Source organism: Chryseobacterium sp. 2VB, assembly GCF_005503635.1.
In the GTDB taxonomy this organism is placed as follows: domain Bacteria; phylum Bacteroidota; class Bacteroidia; order Flavobacteriales; family Weeksellaceae; genus Chryseobacterium; species Chryseobacterium cupriresistens.
In genome coordinates this window covers 129,149-144,148 of record NZ_SCNC01000003.1, presented here as the reverse complement: position 1 = coordinate 144,148, position 15,000 = coordinate 129,149, and the positions used below count along the sequence as shown (strand labels likewise).

The following is a 15,000-nucleotide window of genomic DNA, read 5'->3' as shown; positions in this document are numbered from 1 at the left end:
AATTTAGGTAAAAAAAAACCATCTTTCCTTTATTGAAAAGATGGTTCATTGTATTTTTATAATTAAAGACTATTTGTGAAGTGCTTTAATATACTTTTCAAGGGCCATTGTCATAGAAGGAGTTTCCTTCGTTGGTGCCATTAAATCTACTTTTAATCCTGCTTCTTCCGCAGCTGCCAAAGTCGTGTTTCCGAAAACTCCGATCTTTGTTTCATCCTGCTTGAAATCAGGGAAATTTTGCTGTAGCGATTTGATTCCCTGCGGGCTGAAGAAGATCAGCATGTCATAATCTTTGACATTGATATCCGTAAGATCACTGCATACGGTACGGTACATAATCGCTCTTGTCCAGTCTACATTAGATGCATCCATGGTTTTTACAATATCCGGGCTCAAAACATCTGAAGATGGCAGCAGATATTTTTCAGTCGGGAATTTTTTGAAAAGAGGAAGCAGGTCTGAGAAGTTCTTCTCCCCAAAGCTGATTTTTCTTTTTCTGTACACGATATGCTTTTGAAGATAGTTGGCAATTGCTTCCGACTGGCAGATGTATCTCATCGTATCCGGAACGGCAAAACGCAATTCCTCTGCTAGCCTGAAGTAATGGTCAATCGCATTTTTACTGGTAAAAATAATACCGGTATACTGCGTCAGATCTATTTTCTGTGTTCTGAGCTCTTTATTGTCAACCCCTTCGACGTGGATAAATGGACGGAAATCAATCTTTATTTTTTCCTTCTTCGCTATATCCAGATATGGAGAAGACTCACTAGGCGCTGGTTGAGAAACCAATATAGACTTTATTCTCATCATTGACTTTTATTAAAAAAATAACAACTTCCAAAGCAATAATAATGGTGCGATTTGGAGGGTGCAAATATACAAAAATTTATAATACCATTTTTCAGGAAGAATCTTGTTCTTGTGAAATAAATAGAAAAAAACTTTGAAAATGAATACAAAAGCGAAGAAGCAGAAATAATATAAAAACATTTTATTTCTGTCTATCGGGAAGTAATAATGGGCTACACAAAGAATTATTAGCAAAAATGAAAGAATGAAATAAAACTTTGTGGAGGTAAAATAAAAAATAGTCCATTTTTTTCCATCCCCTATACTTTGGTAAAATAAAAAGCCTAATGTTGATTTTATTACATAAAAAAGCAGCACTGCCAGCAAAGTATAACCCAATTTATTAAGCTGATATCCCAAAAGCTGAAGATCCGCAATATATTTCGGTACTACAGGAACATACTGTGAAATTAATACAGACAGAGTAAGTGTAGTCACACAGGAGGTGATGATCCAGCTGGGAAGGTTGTTGCTTGCATCAAAATATTTCTGAAGCAGAAAATCTCTGAGACTGGCATCTCTTTCTATGACGTTCATCATAAAAACGTATAAAAATATACAGCCCACAAGGATAAAGATTACCCAATCATTATTTTCAGGTATTCTTACGTGATTGATGAAGTGTTGTGATGATGGCAAAATTTAATTTTTTTATTTATTATTTAACTTCAGATAACACAGCCCGGCACAGATTTTCCTGTCACAGGATCCATGAATCTGCAGTTAAAATATTTGCTCTCGTCGATTTTACGTATTGTTCAGATCTGTTGAATAAAAGGATCTGTTTCATCCGCTTAATCCCCGAGAAATATTTTTGCAAAATTATAGATTATTTTGTATAAAATAAAAAGGTTAAATAAACTATCTTTGCAAACTGAAATGAAAAAACTCGTCATCATCCCAACCTATAACGAAAAGGAAAATATTGAAAATATTATTTCCGCGGTTTTTGCATTGGAGGACGACTTTCATATCTTAGTAGTAGATGATTCTTCTCCCGACGGAACAGCAGAAGTTGTAAAAGAATTGCAGAAGAAATATCCGCATTATCTCCACTTGTCAGTAAGACATGTGAAAGATGGACTGGGGAAGGCTTATATTCATGGATTTAAATGGGCCATCGAAAATAAATATGATTATATTTTTGAGATGGATGCCGATTTTTCACACAATCCTAACGATCTGCCGAAACTTTTTGAAGCCTGCAGAAATGCAGATGTGGCCATCGGATCCCGTTATTCAAAGGGAGTAAATGTAGTGAACTGGCCCATGGGAAGAGTATTGCTTTCTTACTTCGCCTCAAAATATGTACGGTTTGTACTAGGCCTTCCCATTCATGATACCACAGCAGGATTTGTCTGCTTTTCAAGAAAAGTACTGGAAGAGATAGGATTGGATAACGTAAAACTGAAAGGATATGGATTCCAGATTGAAATGAAATTCAGAGCTTTTAAAAAAGGTTTCAGAATTGTAGAAGTTCCTATTATATTTACCAACAGGATTTTAGGAGAAAGTAAAATGAACGGCGGAATTATCCATGAAGCAGTTTTTGGAGTATTGAACTTAAAATGGAAATCAATCATCAACAGATTATGATACTGATGAAAAAGTTAATCTTTATTTTCGTTTTGCTGGGCCTGTTTTCGTGCGGCGATTATATTGATAAGCCCAAAAATCTGGTCGATAAAGGTTTGATGGCAGAAATCATTGCCGATCTTGCGATCAACGATCAGGCTATCTTTATCTATCCTGACAAAAATATGGAAGCAGGGACAAGGGCTGTTTTGAAATCATATAAGATAAAACCGGATGATTTTGTAGATAGTTTCAAATACTATGTAATTAAAGAAGAAATGGACGGGATCGCTAATGATGCACAGGAAATATTGCTGAAAAAAGATCCCAAAGCAGATAAATATGTAAAGGAAAAACTGAAACAGAACGGTGCTGTAATGCCTGTAGTAAGGTAAAAATAACCTCGAAGTTTCTGTTTTACAAAAATCACTGGCAAAACAGTGTATGTAAAAAAGTATAGAGATGAAATTTTTTAATATAGAAAAGACCTCTGAAGGAAAAGCAAGAGCAGGGGAAATTACCACAGATCACGGGAAGATTCAAACTCCTATTTTTATGCCTGTGGGAACTGTAGCAAGTGTGAAAACAGTTCATCAGAGAGAATTAAAAGAAGACATTAAAGCTCAGATTATTCTGGGAAATACTTATCACCTTTACCTTCGTCCGGGCATGGAAACGATGCAGGATGCAGGTGGTTTACACAAATTCATGAACTGGGATCTTCCTATCCTTACTGATTCTGGAGGTTTTCAGGTATTTTCATTGGCAAGCAACAGAAAGATGACAGAAGAAGGTGCGAGATTCAAATCTCACATCGACGGAAGTTACCACATGTTCTCTCCGGAAAGATCAATGGAAATTCAAAGACAGATCGGAGCCGATATTTTCATGGCTTTTGACGAATGTACACCTTACCCTTGTGATTACAACCAGGCAAAATCATCGATGGAGCTTACCCACCGCTGGCTGAAGAGATGTATTGATTGGACGAATGATAATCCTGAATTATACGGACACAAGCAAAGGCTTTTTCCGATTGTTCAGGGATCTACCTATTCTGATCTTAGAAAAATCTCTGCAGAAGTGATTTCCGAAGCAGGGGCAGAAGGGAACGCGATCGGAGGACTTTCTGTTGGAGAGCCTGAAGAAGAAATGTACAGAATCACTGACGAAGTGACAGATATCCTTCCAAAAGAGAAACCAAGATACCTGATGGGAGTAGGAACTCCGTGGAATATCCTTGAATCGATCGGGCTGGGAATTGATATGATGGATTGCGTAATGCCAACAAGAAATGCAAGAAATGCAATGCTTTTCACATGGCAAGGGGTGATGAACCTTAAAAATGAAAAATGGAAACGCGATTTTTCGCCTTTGGATGAATTTGGAACCAGTTTTGTAGATCGTGAATATTCAAAAGCGTATCTTCGCCACCTGTTTGTATCTAAAGAATATCTGGCAAAACAGATTGCTTCGATTCATAACCTTGCATTCTATCTCGATTTGGTAAAAGTAGCCCGAGAACATATTATTGCAGGTGATTTCTATGAATGGAAAAACTCTGTAGTACCGGTTCTCAGACAAAGACTGTAAAAAAATATGCTTAAAATTGTAGACAGATATATCATTAAAAAATACCTTGGAACTTTCAGTTTCATGTTGGTATTATTGTCTATAGTCGTATTGGTAATCGATGTTCAGCAGAAGATTCCAAGGATAGAAAATGCCAAGGCCATTGATCCGAAACTGGATCTGACCTATTTTCTTATCCATTTTTATCCTTTCTGGATCATCAATCTTGTGGTGACTTTCCTTTCCATTCTGGTTTTTATTTCGGTGATTTATTTTACTTCCAGAATGGCAAATAATACAGAAATTGTTGCTATTATCAGTAGTGGAGCCAGTTTTCACAGATTTTCCAAGCCTTATCTGGTTACTTCCATTTTTATTGGATTGATTGCTCTTGTAGTCTATCATATGGTGCTGCCGTGGGCCAATATCAAGAAAAATGAATTGGAAGCGTATACGTATAATGCAGCCAATAAAGAAAAGATTTTAGGAACGGCACCTGCTTCTTCACAGCTGAGTAAAACAGAGTATATCTTCGTTGATTCCTGGAATAAAAGAGAAAAAAGAGGGTCGAGTTTTGTCTATCAGAAATATGATAAAGACAGAAAAATGACCTATGAGCTGAAGGCAAGTGAAGTGTATTGGGATAAAGCTAAAAAACAGTTTGTTTTAAATAACTATCTGGAAAAAACAATCAATAAAGACAATACCGAAAAACTCGGTAACGGAATAGAATTAAGGAAAAATTACGGGCATTCTCCGGAAGAACTTTTCCCGAATGAACTTTTGGGACAAAATAAAACCACTCCGGAACTTCTGAAATTTATTGAAAGGGAAAAAGAAAGAGGAAACAGTAACCTGAATTCTTACCTGAATGAACTTCACCAGAGGACTTCCATGCCTGTTTCAATCATTATTCTGACATTTCTGGCGCTTTCCCTGTCATCACAGAAGAAAAGAGGAGGATTAGGAGTCAACCTAGCCATCGGTATTTCATTGGCCTTTATTTTCGTGTTTTCATTCGAAGCCTTAAAAGTGGTTTCGGAAAATAAAAGTTTGTCTCCGGCTGTAGCCATGTGGCTGCCTAATATGGTGTTTTTGCCGCTTACCCTTTATTTGTATATCAAGAGAGCCAATCAGTAAAGGAGCTTTACTTCTTTGTGATAAAAGGAATGCATTCCGTCTTCCAGTTCGATCCATAGTTCACCCTTTTCGTCTGCACGCCGGATAATGCCATTTTGTCGCGCTTTTTCAATTTCAAAGACCGATATCTGATCTTTTCTGAAAAGGTTTTTATTAAATCCATCCAGGATTTCCTGATCTGAAGGTATGTTTTTAAGCTTTTCACACAAATATTCATGAAGGTTTAAGGCAAGTTCTTCCAGGTCAAATTGCATCCCCGTCTGCGTCAGAAGTGATCCTGCATTGGATATTTCATCAAAATTTTCCTGCAGAATATTGATTCCGGCTCCGATGATGAAATAATTATTTTGATTAATTTTTTTCTTTTCTATTAAAATTCCAACGATTTTTTTACCTTTAAGGATAATATCATTCGGCCATTTGATTTTTACCTCAGAGTCAGACAATTTGGCAAGGAAATCCCGGATCACCATTGCGGTATAATAATTGAACATAAAGTCGGAGCACAGGATGTTCTGAGTATTCACTGCCAGCGTATAAGCCAGATTTTTTCCGGCGGTCTGAGTCCAGATATTTCCATACTGACCACGGCCTTTAGTTTGATTAAAAGTATGAAGCCCTATAAAATTTGAATCTCCGTAAAGTAAAAACTTTGATATTTCGTCATTAGTAGAAGAACATTCTTTCAGGTAAAAGAGTTGGCTCATTTAAGAAAACTTTAAGAGATTAAGAAGGTAAAAGTAAGGTTAAAGTAAAGAAAAAACAATAAATTTGCAGATTATAGTATTTTTTTAATGAATAAAACAGCAGAAAAACAAGCGTTAATAGATAAAATCGTTGAAGCTATCCAGGATGTAAAAGGAGAAGACATTATGATCTTTGATCTTTCCAACATCGAAAACTCAGTAGCAGAGACGTTCGTGATATGTAGCGGAAACTCAAATACACAGGTGGCTGCATTGGCAGGAAGTGTAGAGAAGAAAGTAAGAAACGAACTGCAGGACAGACCTTGGCACGTAGAAGGGACTGAAAATGCGATGTGGGTATTGGTGGATTACGTTTCAGTGGTGGTTCATATATTCCAGAAACAGGTACGTGAGTACTACGACATAGAAGAACTTTGGGGTGACGCAGTCATTACCAGAATTGAAAATGAATAATAAAAATTTTAAAAAGTCTAAATGAATAATAAAGGATTCAACTGGTTCTTTCCTATTGCAATCGTAGCTCTTTTGCTATTCTTTGGCTCCAACTTCCTTGGAGGTGATGCAGCAAAATCTATTGATGAAGATGGTTTCTTTAGAGAAATGCAGGCGGGCAAAGTCCAGAATATAATTATATACAAAGACATAGAGAAAGCTGATGTTTTCCTAACAAAAGAAGCAAAATCGGCAATGGTTTCCAAAGCCGGAAAAGAAAACAACCCCCTTTCTGCCTTCGAAATGGCTCCAAAAGCAGATTTTTCTGTGAAATACGGAGATCTTCAACTTTTCCTTCAGAAATTTGAACAGGTCAAAGCCAGCAATCCGGTTATTAAAACAACCAAAGATTACGGTACAGGGAAGAGCGCATTAATGGATATCTTAATCCCTGCGCTGGTTTGGATTTCAATTTTAGGATTATTCTACTTCCTTCTTTTCAGAAAGATGGGCGGTGGCGGAGGTCCTGGCGGACAAATTTTCTCTATCGGAAAATCCAAAGCAAAGCTTTTTGACGAAAAAGAAAGAATTCAGGTGACATTTAAAGATGTTGCAGGGTTGGAAGGAGCTAAAGAAGAAGTTCAGGAAGTTGTGGATTTCTTGAAAAACTCTGAAAAATATACAAAACTGGGTGGTAAAATTCCTAAAGGTGTCCTTTTGGTAGGGCCTCCGGGAACCGGTAAAACCTTATTGGCGAAAGCGGTTGCAGGGGAAGCTAAAGTTCCGTTTTTCTCACTTTCAGGTTCCGATTTCGTTGAAATGTTTGTTGGGGTAGGAGCTTCCAGAGTAAGAGACCTTTTTGCTCAGGCAAAAGCAAAATCTCCGGCCATTATTTTCATTGATGAGATTGATGCTATCGGACGTGCCAGAGGGAAAAATAATTTCTCCGGCGGAAACGACGAAAGAGAAAATACTTTGAACCAGCTTCTTACTGAAATGGATGGTTTCGGAACAGATACCAACGTTATCGTAATGGCAGCAACCAACAGAGCGGATATCCTTGATAAAGCTCTGATGAGAGCAGGACGTTTTGACAGATCTATTTATGTAGACCTTCCGGAACTTCACGAAAGAAGACAGATCTTTGATGTTCACCTGAAAAAAATCAAGCTGGATGATAATGTAGACAGAGAATTCCTTGCAAAACAAACCCCTGGTTTCAGTGGGGCAGATATTGCCAACGTTTGTAACGAAGCAGCACTTATCGCAGCAAGAAATAATCATACTTCAGTAACAAAACAGGATTTCCTTGATGCTGTAGACAGAATCATTGGCGGTCTTGAAAAGAAAAATAAGGCAATCAAACCTTCTGAAAAAAGAAGAGTGGCTTACCATGAAGCAGGACATGCTACAATTTCTTGGTTGGTAGAACACGCATCTCCACTTTTAAAGGTTACGATCGTCCCCAGAGGACGTTCATTGGGAGCAGCATGGTACCTTCCTGAAGAAAGACAGCTTACCACTACTGAACAGATGCTGGACGAAATGTGTGCAACATTGGGAGGTAGGGCAGCAGAGCAGGTGATCTTCAATAATATTTCTACAGGAGCACTTTCTGATCTGGAAACCGTAACAAAGAGAGCTCAGGCAATGGTTACAATCTACGGATTAAGCCCGAATATCGGTAACATTTCTTACTATGACAGCTCAGGCCAGTCTGAATACAATTTCGGAAAGCCTTATTCTGAAGAAACCGCTACAAAAATTGATGCGGAGATCAAATCAATCATCGAAAATCAATATGAAAGAGCGGTAAGAATTCTTGATGAGAATAAAGATAAGCTTGATGCTTTAGCAAGTAAATTGCTTGAAAAAGAAGTGATTTTCCGTGAAGACCTTGAAGAGATTTTCGGAAAAAGAGCATGGGATCCTGAATTGACAGAGAAACCTGTAACCAATACTATTCCTGAAAAAGATCAGCCCATTGTAGAGGAAACACCTCAGATCAAAGAGAAAGAAGAAGAAAGCGAAATACAGGCTCCCGAAAGCCCGACACAGCTTTAAGATTCTTAAAAAATAGAATTAATAAAAACCTGACAATCGCAAAATTGTCAGGTTTTTTCATATTTAAGGAGATATTTTGGACACTATTGTAATTTATTTTCTATTTTTGTATAAAGTTGACTAAAAATAGATTAAGTTGAATTTATTCAAGAGGATTGTAAGCAAACTTACCAACCAGCCTGAAGAAGAGGACAAACAGAGCCTGGAAAAACTTGGGGATTCGCTGAAAAATGCGGATCTTGACTATAAGTTTGCGCAATTATTTACGCATTCGGGAGGATTTTTTAATTATTGTGCAGATGAAGCGGAAGCTCTACAAACTTTAAATCAAATTATTAAAATAGAAGGTGTTCACAACCTTTTCTGCTGGGATAAAGAACTGCAGAACTTTTTGAACGTTGTGAAGTCTTCATATACGTCAGAACTACAGCCGTCTAATGACGCCGCATTCATCACCTGTGAATATCTCATTGCCTATGACGGCAGAATCATGCTTTCGCATAACAATATCCTGCATTATCATTCCTCAAGGCTTCCTGATAAAATTATCATTATTGCCAATGTTTCTCAGATTGTAAACAACCTGAATGATGCCATGGGTAAAATAAAAAGAAACGGAAATATCAAGAACCTTACTTCCATCAGCGGAAGCCAATCGAAAATGGACAGTTCTTCCAATTCCAATACAAAACTGTTTTTATTGCTGCTTGAAGATTAAGCAACCACTTCTAAATTTTAAATTTTGGACAAAAATCTCATTCAAAGAACCGTATCAGGTATCGTTTATGTAGCCATCATTATTCTTTGTTCTACTCCGTTGGGAGCGCAGCTGCTGAACAGTATTGCACCTGGTCTTGCCAAACAGCAGTATCTGTATCACGGTTTAATGAGTCTTCTGCTGATTGTAGGAACCTGGGAATGTGTTAAAATTATGAAGTTTGGAAACGGCTATGAAAAATGGGTCGTATATCCATTGGTCATTTTTATTTTCTACATGTTTTCCAAAAGGTATTTTAATCACGATTTCTTTTTTGATTTCAGACTTAGTGAAATATTAGCACTAGCCTTGATTGGAATAGCTGTAGTAACCTTATTCAAATATCCTAACGAATTATACTTTGACAGCGGGAAACTTATTTTTACCGTTATTTATGTGGCTCTCCCGTTCAGTTTTGCATTAGGACTGCCCAAATTCTCCAGTTATAATGAAAACTTCTCTCTGGAAGTTCTTTTCCTGTTTATCCTGATCTGGAGTAGTGATACTTTTGCCTATCTGGTAGGAAAATTCTTTGGAAAACATAAAATGGCTCCTAAGATTTCGCCTAAAAAAACATGGGAAGGTTATGCCGGAGGTGTTGTTTTAACATTGGTGTTGTCTTATTTTATCGAACACTATCAGCCCGAGCTGAGAGGAAACTGGATGATCGTAGGATTTCTGGTGGCAGCCTTTGCTCCATTAGGAGATCTGGTAGAAAGTCAATTGAAAAGAAACTTCGGTGTAAAGGACAGTGGGAACATCATTCCGGGACATGGAGGAGTTTTAGACAGGCTGGATAGTTTTATTATCTGCGTTCCTGTCGTATATTTGTACTTTATTTTAGAAAAATTTATATAATCTCATGAAATTACATAGAGAATCAAAAGGAACGATTACCGTTGCGACCATACTTTTTATCATTCTGGGCGCTTTAGCAATTTATTTCCTTGAAATATGGTCCCTGCTGATCATTATGCCTTTGTTGGTTATTTACAGTTTAGTATTCTGGTTTTTCAGAGTTCCGGACCGTAATATTCTTGACCACAGAGAAAATGTGATCGCTCCGGTGGACGGAAAAGTGGTTATGATCAAAGAAGTGGAAGAGGATGAATTTATAAAAGGTAAAGCAATCCAGGTTTCTATTTTTATGTCTCCACTGAATGTTCACATCTGCAGATATCCGGTTTCAGGAGAAGTGATTTACAAAAAATACCACCCGGGAAAGTATCTGGTAGCATGGCATGAAAAATCTTCTACAGAGAACGAAAGAACTACGGTAGCAGTTCAGACGATGACCAATCACAAAGTAGTCTTCAGACAGATTGCCGGATATGTAGCAAGAAGAATTGTATTCTACTGTAATGAAGGGGATAAAGCCAAAGCCGGGCATGAGTTCGGATTTATAAAATTCGGTTCAAGAATGGATGTATTCCTGCCTTTAGACACAGAGATTATCTGTAAGATCGGAGATATTACAAAAGGAGGTGAGGATGTTATCGCCAAACTGAAAGAAAACTAAAATTCTTATCGCTGATAAAAAACCAAAAGAGAGCTTTTAAAGCTCTCTTTTTTATTTGGGGTATGAAGGGTATATTTTGTTATTTGAGTTTAATTACGCATGAGTATTATTGCGTATCCGAAGACTAATACCTTTCCGTTGGGATTGATAATTTTACCTGCTTAAAAACACAGGCTCATGCTTTTTTAAGTGATTTAAGGTAAATGATTGTTAATTTATTGTCAAAAATGGCATTTCATTTGATAATTTTAACATCGAATTTTAGTAAATTGTAGCTAGAAAAACACCTTAATCATCTCCTTTTTAATGCTGAAAAGACTGATACATTTCGTTTTGTAGATTTCTGTTTTGCATGAAAGGCTGTTAATATTGGAAAATTTATACTTTCAGGAGTACAAATGCCAACTTAAGCTTGTGAGAGCATAAAAAAACAACAAGATGATTTATAAGTTTTTCTTTAAGATGATTAACGACGAAACTGAGAAGATGGATGATGATTTTGAAAGTAGTTATCTTCATCTTATTAACCGGTATTTGCTTTTATTGTTTTTCATATTCCTGTTTTACTCCATTTTTATTATTACTTTTTTTGGGGATATGCTGATCTCCATATTTCTTACCATTATTACCTTCTTCTGGCTGCTGCTCATGGCCATCAAAGGAAAAACCAAACGGTTCAGAAAGGTTTTAAAACCTTTCATTATCGGGATATTTGTTTTACTCACATTTATAGTAAGTTTTTTTCATATTTATACTTATAAAAACGCTGGTGTAGAGTACTTTTACTTTTGTCTTCTGTTTGCTGTTCCGTTCTTTCTGAAATACAAACAGGACTCCCTTACGATCTTTTTTATTACATTCATCATCAGTATCAATTTCATTGCATGTCTGTATTTTGATTTTGATTTCCTGCCAAAGAGCAGATTCATAGAAAAAGAAGATTTTAAAACAATAAAACTGCTGAATATTTTATTCTCTGTTGCTTCCTTTTTAATGGATATCGTATTTATTACCCAGAAAGACGCATTGATTCATGGCTTAATTTCCGATAAAAAAGAAAAGGATTCCACCATCAAGGATCTGGTCAAAACGAATTCGGAACTGATGAAACACCAGATGTTGATTAACCATCTTTCAGAGGAAAATATTCAGGAAATATTGAATTTAGCGGAAAGTAATTCACCCATGTTTTTTGAAAAATTTCAGGTATTTTTTCCTCATTTTATTCCGGATATTTTACAAATAAATCCTAATCTGATCCATTCTGAGCTCTATTTCTGTGCACTGATGAAGCTGGATTTTGATACTAAAAAAATAGCACAGTGTACCAATAACAGTATCCGGGCTGTAGAAAGTAAAAAATACAGGATCCGGAAAAAACTGAATATTCCCTCAGAGATCAATATCAACAGCTTTTTGATAAAAATTTAAACAGAATTCCGATTTTTGTTACGCATACGTAATTTTGAGTAGGTTCTGATGGTGTTTTTTGATTTTCTTGTCAATATTTTTACTTAAAAACATTGTGATGAATATTAAGAACATTCATATTGGAAGCCTAATCCGATCCAAAGTGGAAGAGTATCAGATTTCAATAGAAAGAATTTCCCGGTTTTTAAACAGTACGGAAGATGAAGTGGAAAAGATGTATCATGCAAAAAGTATGGATACTGATGTTCTCCTGAAATGGTGTAAACTTTTAAAATTCGATTTCTTCCGGTTCTATACCGGACATCTGATTTTATATGCTCCACAGGCAAGAATTGATAATGTCTTCACTCAAAAAGAAAATACCCTGGTTTTCAGAAAAAGCATTTATACGCAGGAGGTTAAGGATTTTATTCTTGATAAAATAAAGACAGGGAAAATGACGGCCAATGATGTGGTTAAAAGGTATAAAATACCCAAGACCACTTTATATAAATGGATGAAAAAGATATAAGATGATGCCAGATTATAAGCAGATTTATACCGACATTCTTGAAGAAAAATTTCCCGAAAAATTATCAGACACCACCATCAGGCTTAAGTTGGAAACATTACATTCAGCTTTTGATATTCTGAAATTTAATCAACTGATTTTTGGAGAAACAGAATATACTATGGAACGTAAAAACCAGAGGCTCCGTTCTTATGATAAGGAATCAATTCTGAAAATTCTCAGTTATCAGAAAAGAAATGAACTGACTAATCTTCAGGTGAGTGATCGTTTTAAGATAAGCCGAAATACCATTGCGAAATGGAAAAGAATTTTAAATGATGACTGATATTGCGTTTTTTAAACCTAATGATTTTATTTTTTATGATAAATAAGTAGTTATGATTCTTTTAAGTTGTTTTGCTTTTGATATTTAAATTTATGGTTGGGTTTTGTTAAAAAGCTCAACTTTTTATTTGTATTTTTTATCAGGATAAGTTATTGGCATTTGTGAGTTTTACTACGCGTGAGTAGTATTGCGTAGCAGGGAACTATTTTCTAACCGTCTGTGGTTGATAATTTTGTGGAAGATAAATGTCTGGATTAATATTATCAAACAATTATAACTTATACAATGATGGAAACAAAATTTACAATGCCTCCAATCAAAGTCCTGCTCATAGCAATGCTCTTTGTTTTTGGAAAATCTTTTTCTCAAACCAATAATGGTGCAGTAGGGATTAATACTACTACGCCGAACTCTAATTCCGTTTTGGATGTTATTTCAGGAAATAACAACAAAGGAGTACTTATTCCAAGGTTAACAGAAGCGCAACGAAACGCAATTGTAATCAATCAATCCAATGATGATGGATTGACGATTTACAACACCACAGAAGACTGTTTCAATTACTGGAGCTTTGCGGATAAAGAATGGAAAAGTGTGTGCGGACAGCTGGGTAAATCTGTTTTTACCATAGACTGTTCCACTTCCAAAGCAATGGGAAGCTATGTAAAAGGAAAAGAACTTACCAATTCCAATTACCTGAAGATTGCCGTGAATGTGACTAAACCCGGTAATTATACCATTTCCGGAACAACCACAAACGGATATAATTTTTATGGAACCGGAGTATTTCTAAACACTGGAACACAAACAATACAAATTCCGGGACAGGGAACTCCTCAGAATATTCAGACAGATAATGTTGCTCTTGAAGCCAACGGAACTGAGGTAACTTGTACCCCTGCGATTTCGATTGCTGTTCTGAGTCCTGCAGGTACCTATACCATGAGCTGTGGAACTGCAACGGTAAATGGAGTATACAAGGTGGGAACAGCTCTTACTGCTTCGAATACAATTACTTTACCTGTGAATGTTTCAACACTGGGAAGTTACACCGTTACCACCAATACGGTTGACGGAATTTCTTTCAGTGGATCAGGCACATTTACTTCTACGGGAAATCAGAATATTACATTAAGCGGAACAGGAACTCCAACTTCTACATCGGTGAAAACAATTACCATTACTTCCGACAGCCAGGGTGGGGTATCTACAACATGTTCTGTAAATGTAGTGGTTGTCATTCCTAAAAAAACGGTTCTCCATATCGGATTAGAAACAGCTTACGGGTATAGCGCCTATACCGGTCCGTCAAGAAGTCTGATGGATTCTCCAACAAACTTTGGTACCACTGCTTCCAGTATTGTTAAATATGAAGGCTTTACGCATACCTCTTTAGGAAACTCACCTTCATCAGCAGCTCTTCAGACGGCTCTTAATAATAAGCCGGATATTGTTGTCATTGGCTACAACTATACACCTAATGCTACAGATGCTGGTTATATTGCTTCCTATCTTAATAAAAAAGGAGTTGTCATTGCGATGACAGATGATACGGGCACTGCACAGAATTTATTCAGAGGAATATTCTCAGATCCTACCATTTCAGCATCTTATGGAGGCGGTGCAGGTTCTGTGTATGCTCTTACCAATTCTGATGATCCCATCCTTAACGGACCTTTTGGAGATGTAAGAGGGAAAAACTGGGGTGAAGATGCTTCTACCACAGTAAATATTTCAGGGTTGACAAGCGGATTTGTTCCTTACAGCTATGCGCAGCCTATCAACAGCACCACTGCCAGAACAGGAATTTCAGGATTAAGAAATACCAGCCTGAACTTTATATGGTTTGGTGACGGTGGCTTTTTAAGTAATGAAAATGCCAACGGAAATCAATATTCAAGTAATACCATTGAGCCTTTTGTAGCACCAAGTTCAGGAGGATATTTCCCGGTTCAGAAGTCTTCTTACGGATACGCAGGAAACGGATATACGACAGGAGGAATGCAGGTTCAGAATTCAATCCTCTTTGCCAATATGATTGCCTGGGCAATTAAGCAGGCAGAATTCAACGGAATAAACACACAATGATAAAAGGTTTTTAAAGATGACTCCGGC

Annotated in this window: 16 protein-coding genes; 13 read left to right on the top strand and 3 right to left on the bottom strand. The window is 36.7% G+C overall.

What is annotated here, in order from left to right:
- Nucleotides 1–69: 69 nt before the first annotated feature.
- Together FFS26_RS04720 and FFS26_RS04715 are read right to left on the bottom strand one after the other, a co-directional pair.
- Nucleotides 70–810 carry a uroporphyrinogen-III synthase gene (locus tag FFS26_RS04720; protein WP_034691594.1) on the bottom strand — a complete coding sequence of 247 codons (741 nt, stop codon included), beginning with the start codon at nucleotides 808–810 and terminating at the stop codon, nucleotides 70–72.
- A 12-nt stretch (nucleotides 811–822) separates the two neighbouring features.
- Complete coding sequence (locus FFS26_RS04715; RefSeq protein WP_110008374.1) at nucleotides 823–1,491, bottom strand: DUF4271 domain-containing protein; 669 nt, start codon at nucleotides 1,489–1,491, stop codon at nucleotides 823–825.
- A gap of 240 nt (nucleotides 1,492–1,731) precedes the next feature.
- Between FFS26_RS04715 and FFS26_RS04710 the strand changes: the two genes are divergently transcribed.
- From FFS26_RS04710 to FFS26_RS04695, 4 genes are all read left to right on the top strand, one after another.
- Nucleotides 1,732–2,448: a polyprenol monophosphomannose synthase gene (locus FFS26_RS04710; RefSeq protein WP_110008375.1), complete on the top strand. Its 717-nt coding sequence runs from the start codon at nucleotides 1,732–1,734 to the stop codon at nucleotides 2,446–2,448.
- A gap of 5 nt (nucleotides 2,449–2,453) precedes the next feature.
- Nucleotides 2,454–2,822, top strand: a complete 369-nt coding sequence (locus tag FFS26_RS04705; RefSeq protein WP_228406427.1) for a DUF4296 domain-containing protein — start codon at nucleotides 2,454–2,456, stop codon at nucleotides 2,820–2,822.
- A 67-nt stretch (nucleotides 2,823–2,889) separates the two neighbouring features.
- Nucleotides 2,890–4,020, top strand: a complete 1,131-nt coding sequence (gene tgt, locus FFS26_RS04700; protein WP_047097445.1) for a tRNA guanosine(34) transglycosylase Tgt — start codon at nucleotides 2,890–2,892, stop codon at nucleotides 4,018–4,020.
- Nucleotides 4,021–4,026: 6 nt separating this feature from the next.
- Nucleotides 4,027–5,139, top strand: a complete 1,113-nt coding sequence (locus FFS26_RS04695) for an LptF/LptG family permease (RefSeq protein WP_034691587.1) — start codon at nucleotides 4,027–4,029, stop codon at nucleotides 5,137–5,139.
- Here FFS26_RS04695 and FFS26_RS04690 read toward each other — a convergent pair.
- Nucleotides 5,133–5,846 carry a biotin--[acetyl-CoA-carboxylase] ligase gene (locus FFS26_RS04690; RefSeq protein ID WP_137904422.1) on the bottom strand — a complete coding sequence of 238 codons (714 nt, stop codon included), beginning with the start codon at nucleotides 5,844–5,846 and terminating at the stop codon, nucleotides 5,133–5,135. The genes FFS26_RS04695 and FFS26_RS04690 overlap by 7 nt on opposite strands.
- A gap of 87 nt (nucleotides 5,847–5,933) precedes the next feature.
- On the opposite strand from FFS26_RS04690, the gene rsfS reads away from it, so the two are divergent.
- From rsfS to FFS26_RS04645, 9 genes are all read left to right on the top strand, one after another.
- Nucleotides 5,934–6,299, top strand: coding sequence for a ribosome silencing factor (gene rsfS, locus FFS26_RS04685; RefSeq protein WP_047097448.1), 366 nt, complete (start codon nucleotides 5,934–5,936; stop codon nucleotides 6,297–6,299).
- 21 nt (nucleotides 6,300–6,320) lie between these two features.
- Nucleotides 6,321–8,342, top strand: a complete 2,022-nt coding sequence (gene ftsH, locus FFS26_RS04680) for an ATP-dependent zinc metalloprotease FtsH (protein WP_120232489.1) — start codon at nucleotides 6,321–6,323, stop codon at nucleotides 8,340–8,342.
- Nucleotides 8,343–8,478: 136 nt separating this feature from the next.
- Nucleotides 8,479–9,060 (top strand): LUD domain-containing protein, encoded by a 582-nt coding sequence (locus FFS26_RS04675; protein WP_110008379.1) that lies wholly within the window; start codon nucleotides 8,479–8,481, stop codon nucleotides 9,058–9,060.
- 24 nt (nucleotides 9,061–9,084) lie between these two features.
- Nucleotides 9,085–9,957, top strand: coding sequence for a phosphatidate cytidylyltransferase (locus FFS26_RS04670; protein WP_110008380.1), 873 nt, complete (start codon nucleotides 9,085–9,087; stop codon nucleotides 9,955–9,957).
- Nucleotides 9,958–9,961: 4 nt separating this feature from the next.
- Nucleotides 9,962–10,618 carry a phosphatidylserine decarboxylase family protein gene (locus FFS26_RS04665; protein WP_110008381.1) on the top strand — a complete coding sequence of 219 codons (657 nt, stop codon included), beginning with the start codon at nucleotides 9,962–9,964 and terminating at the stop codon, nucleotides 10,616–10,618.
- Nucleotides 10,619–11,056: 438 nt separating this feature from the next.
- Nucleotides 11,057–12,049 carry a helix-turn-helix transcriptional regulator gene (locus FFS26_RS04660; RefSeq protein ID WP_110008382.1) on the top strand — a complete coding sequence of 331 codons (993 nt, stop codon included), beginning with the start codon at nucleotides 11,057–11,059 and terminating at the stop codon, nucleotides 12,047–12,049.
- Nucleotides 12,050–12,146: 97 nt separating this feature from the next.
- A complete protein-coding gene (locus tag FFS26_RS04655; RefSeq protein ID WP_137904421.1) occupies nucleotides 12,147–12,560 on the top strand; it encodes a transposase in 414 nt (137 codons plus the stop codon).
- A 1-nt stretch (nucleotide 12,561) separates the two neighbouring features.
- Nucleotides 12,562–12,885 (top strand): transposase, encoded by a 324-nt coding sequence (locus FFS26_RS04650; RefSeq protein WP_110008384.1) that lies wholly within the window; start codon nucleotides 12,562–12,564, stop codon nucleotides 12,883–12,885.
- Between the two features lie 285 nt (nucleotides 12,886–13,170).
- Nucleotides 13,171–14,973: a hypothetical protein gene (locus tag FFS26_RS04645; RefSeq protein WP_110008385.1), complete on the top strand. Its 1,803-nt coding sequence runs from the start codon at nucleotides 13,171–13,173 to the stop codon at nucleotides 14,971–14,973.
- Nucleotides 14,974–15,000: the final 27 nt, after the last annotated feature.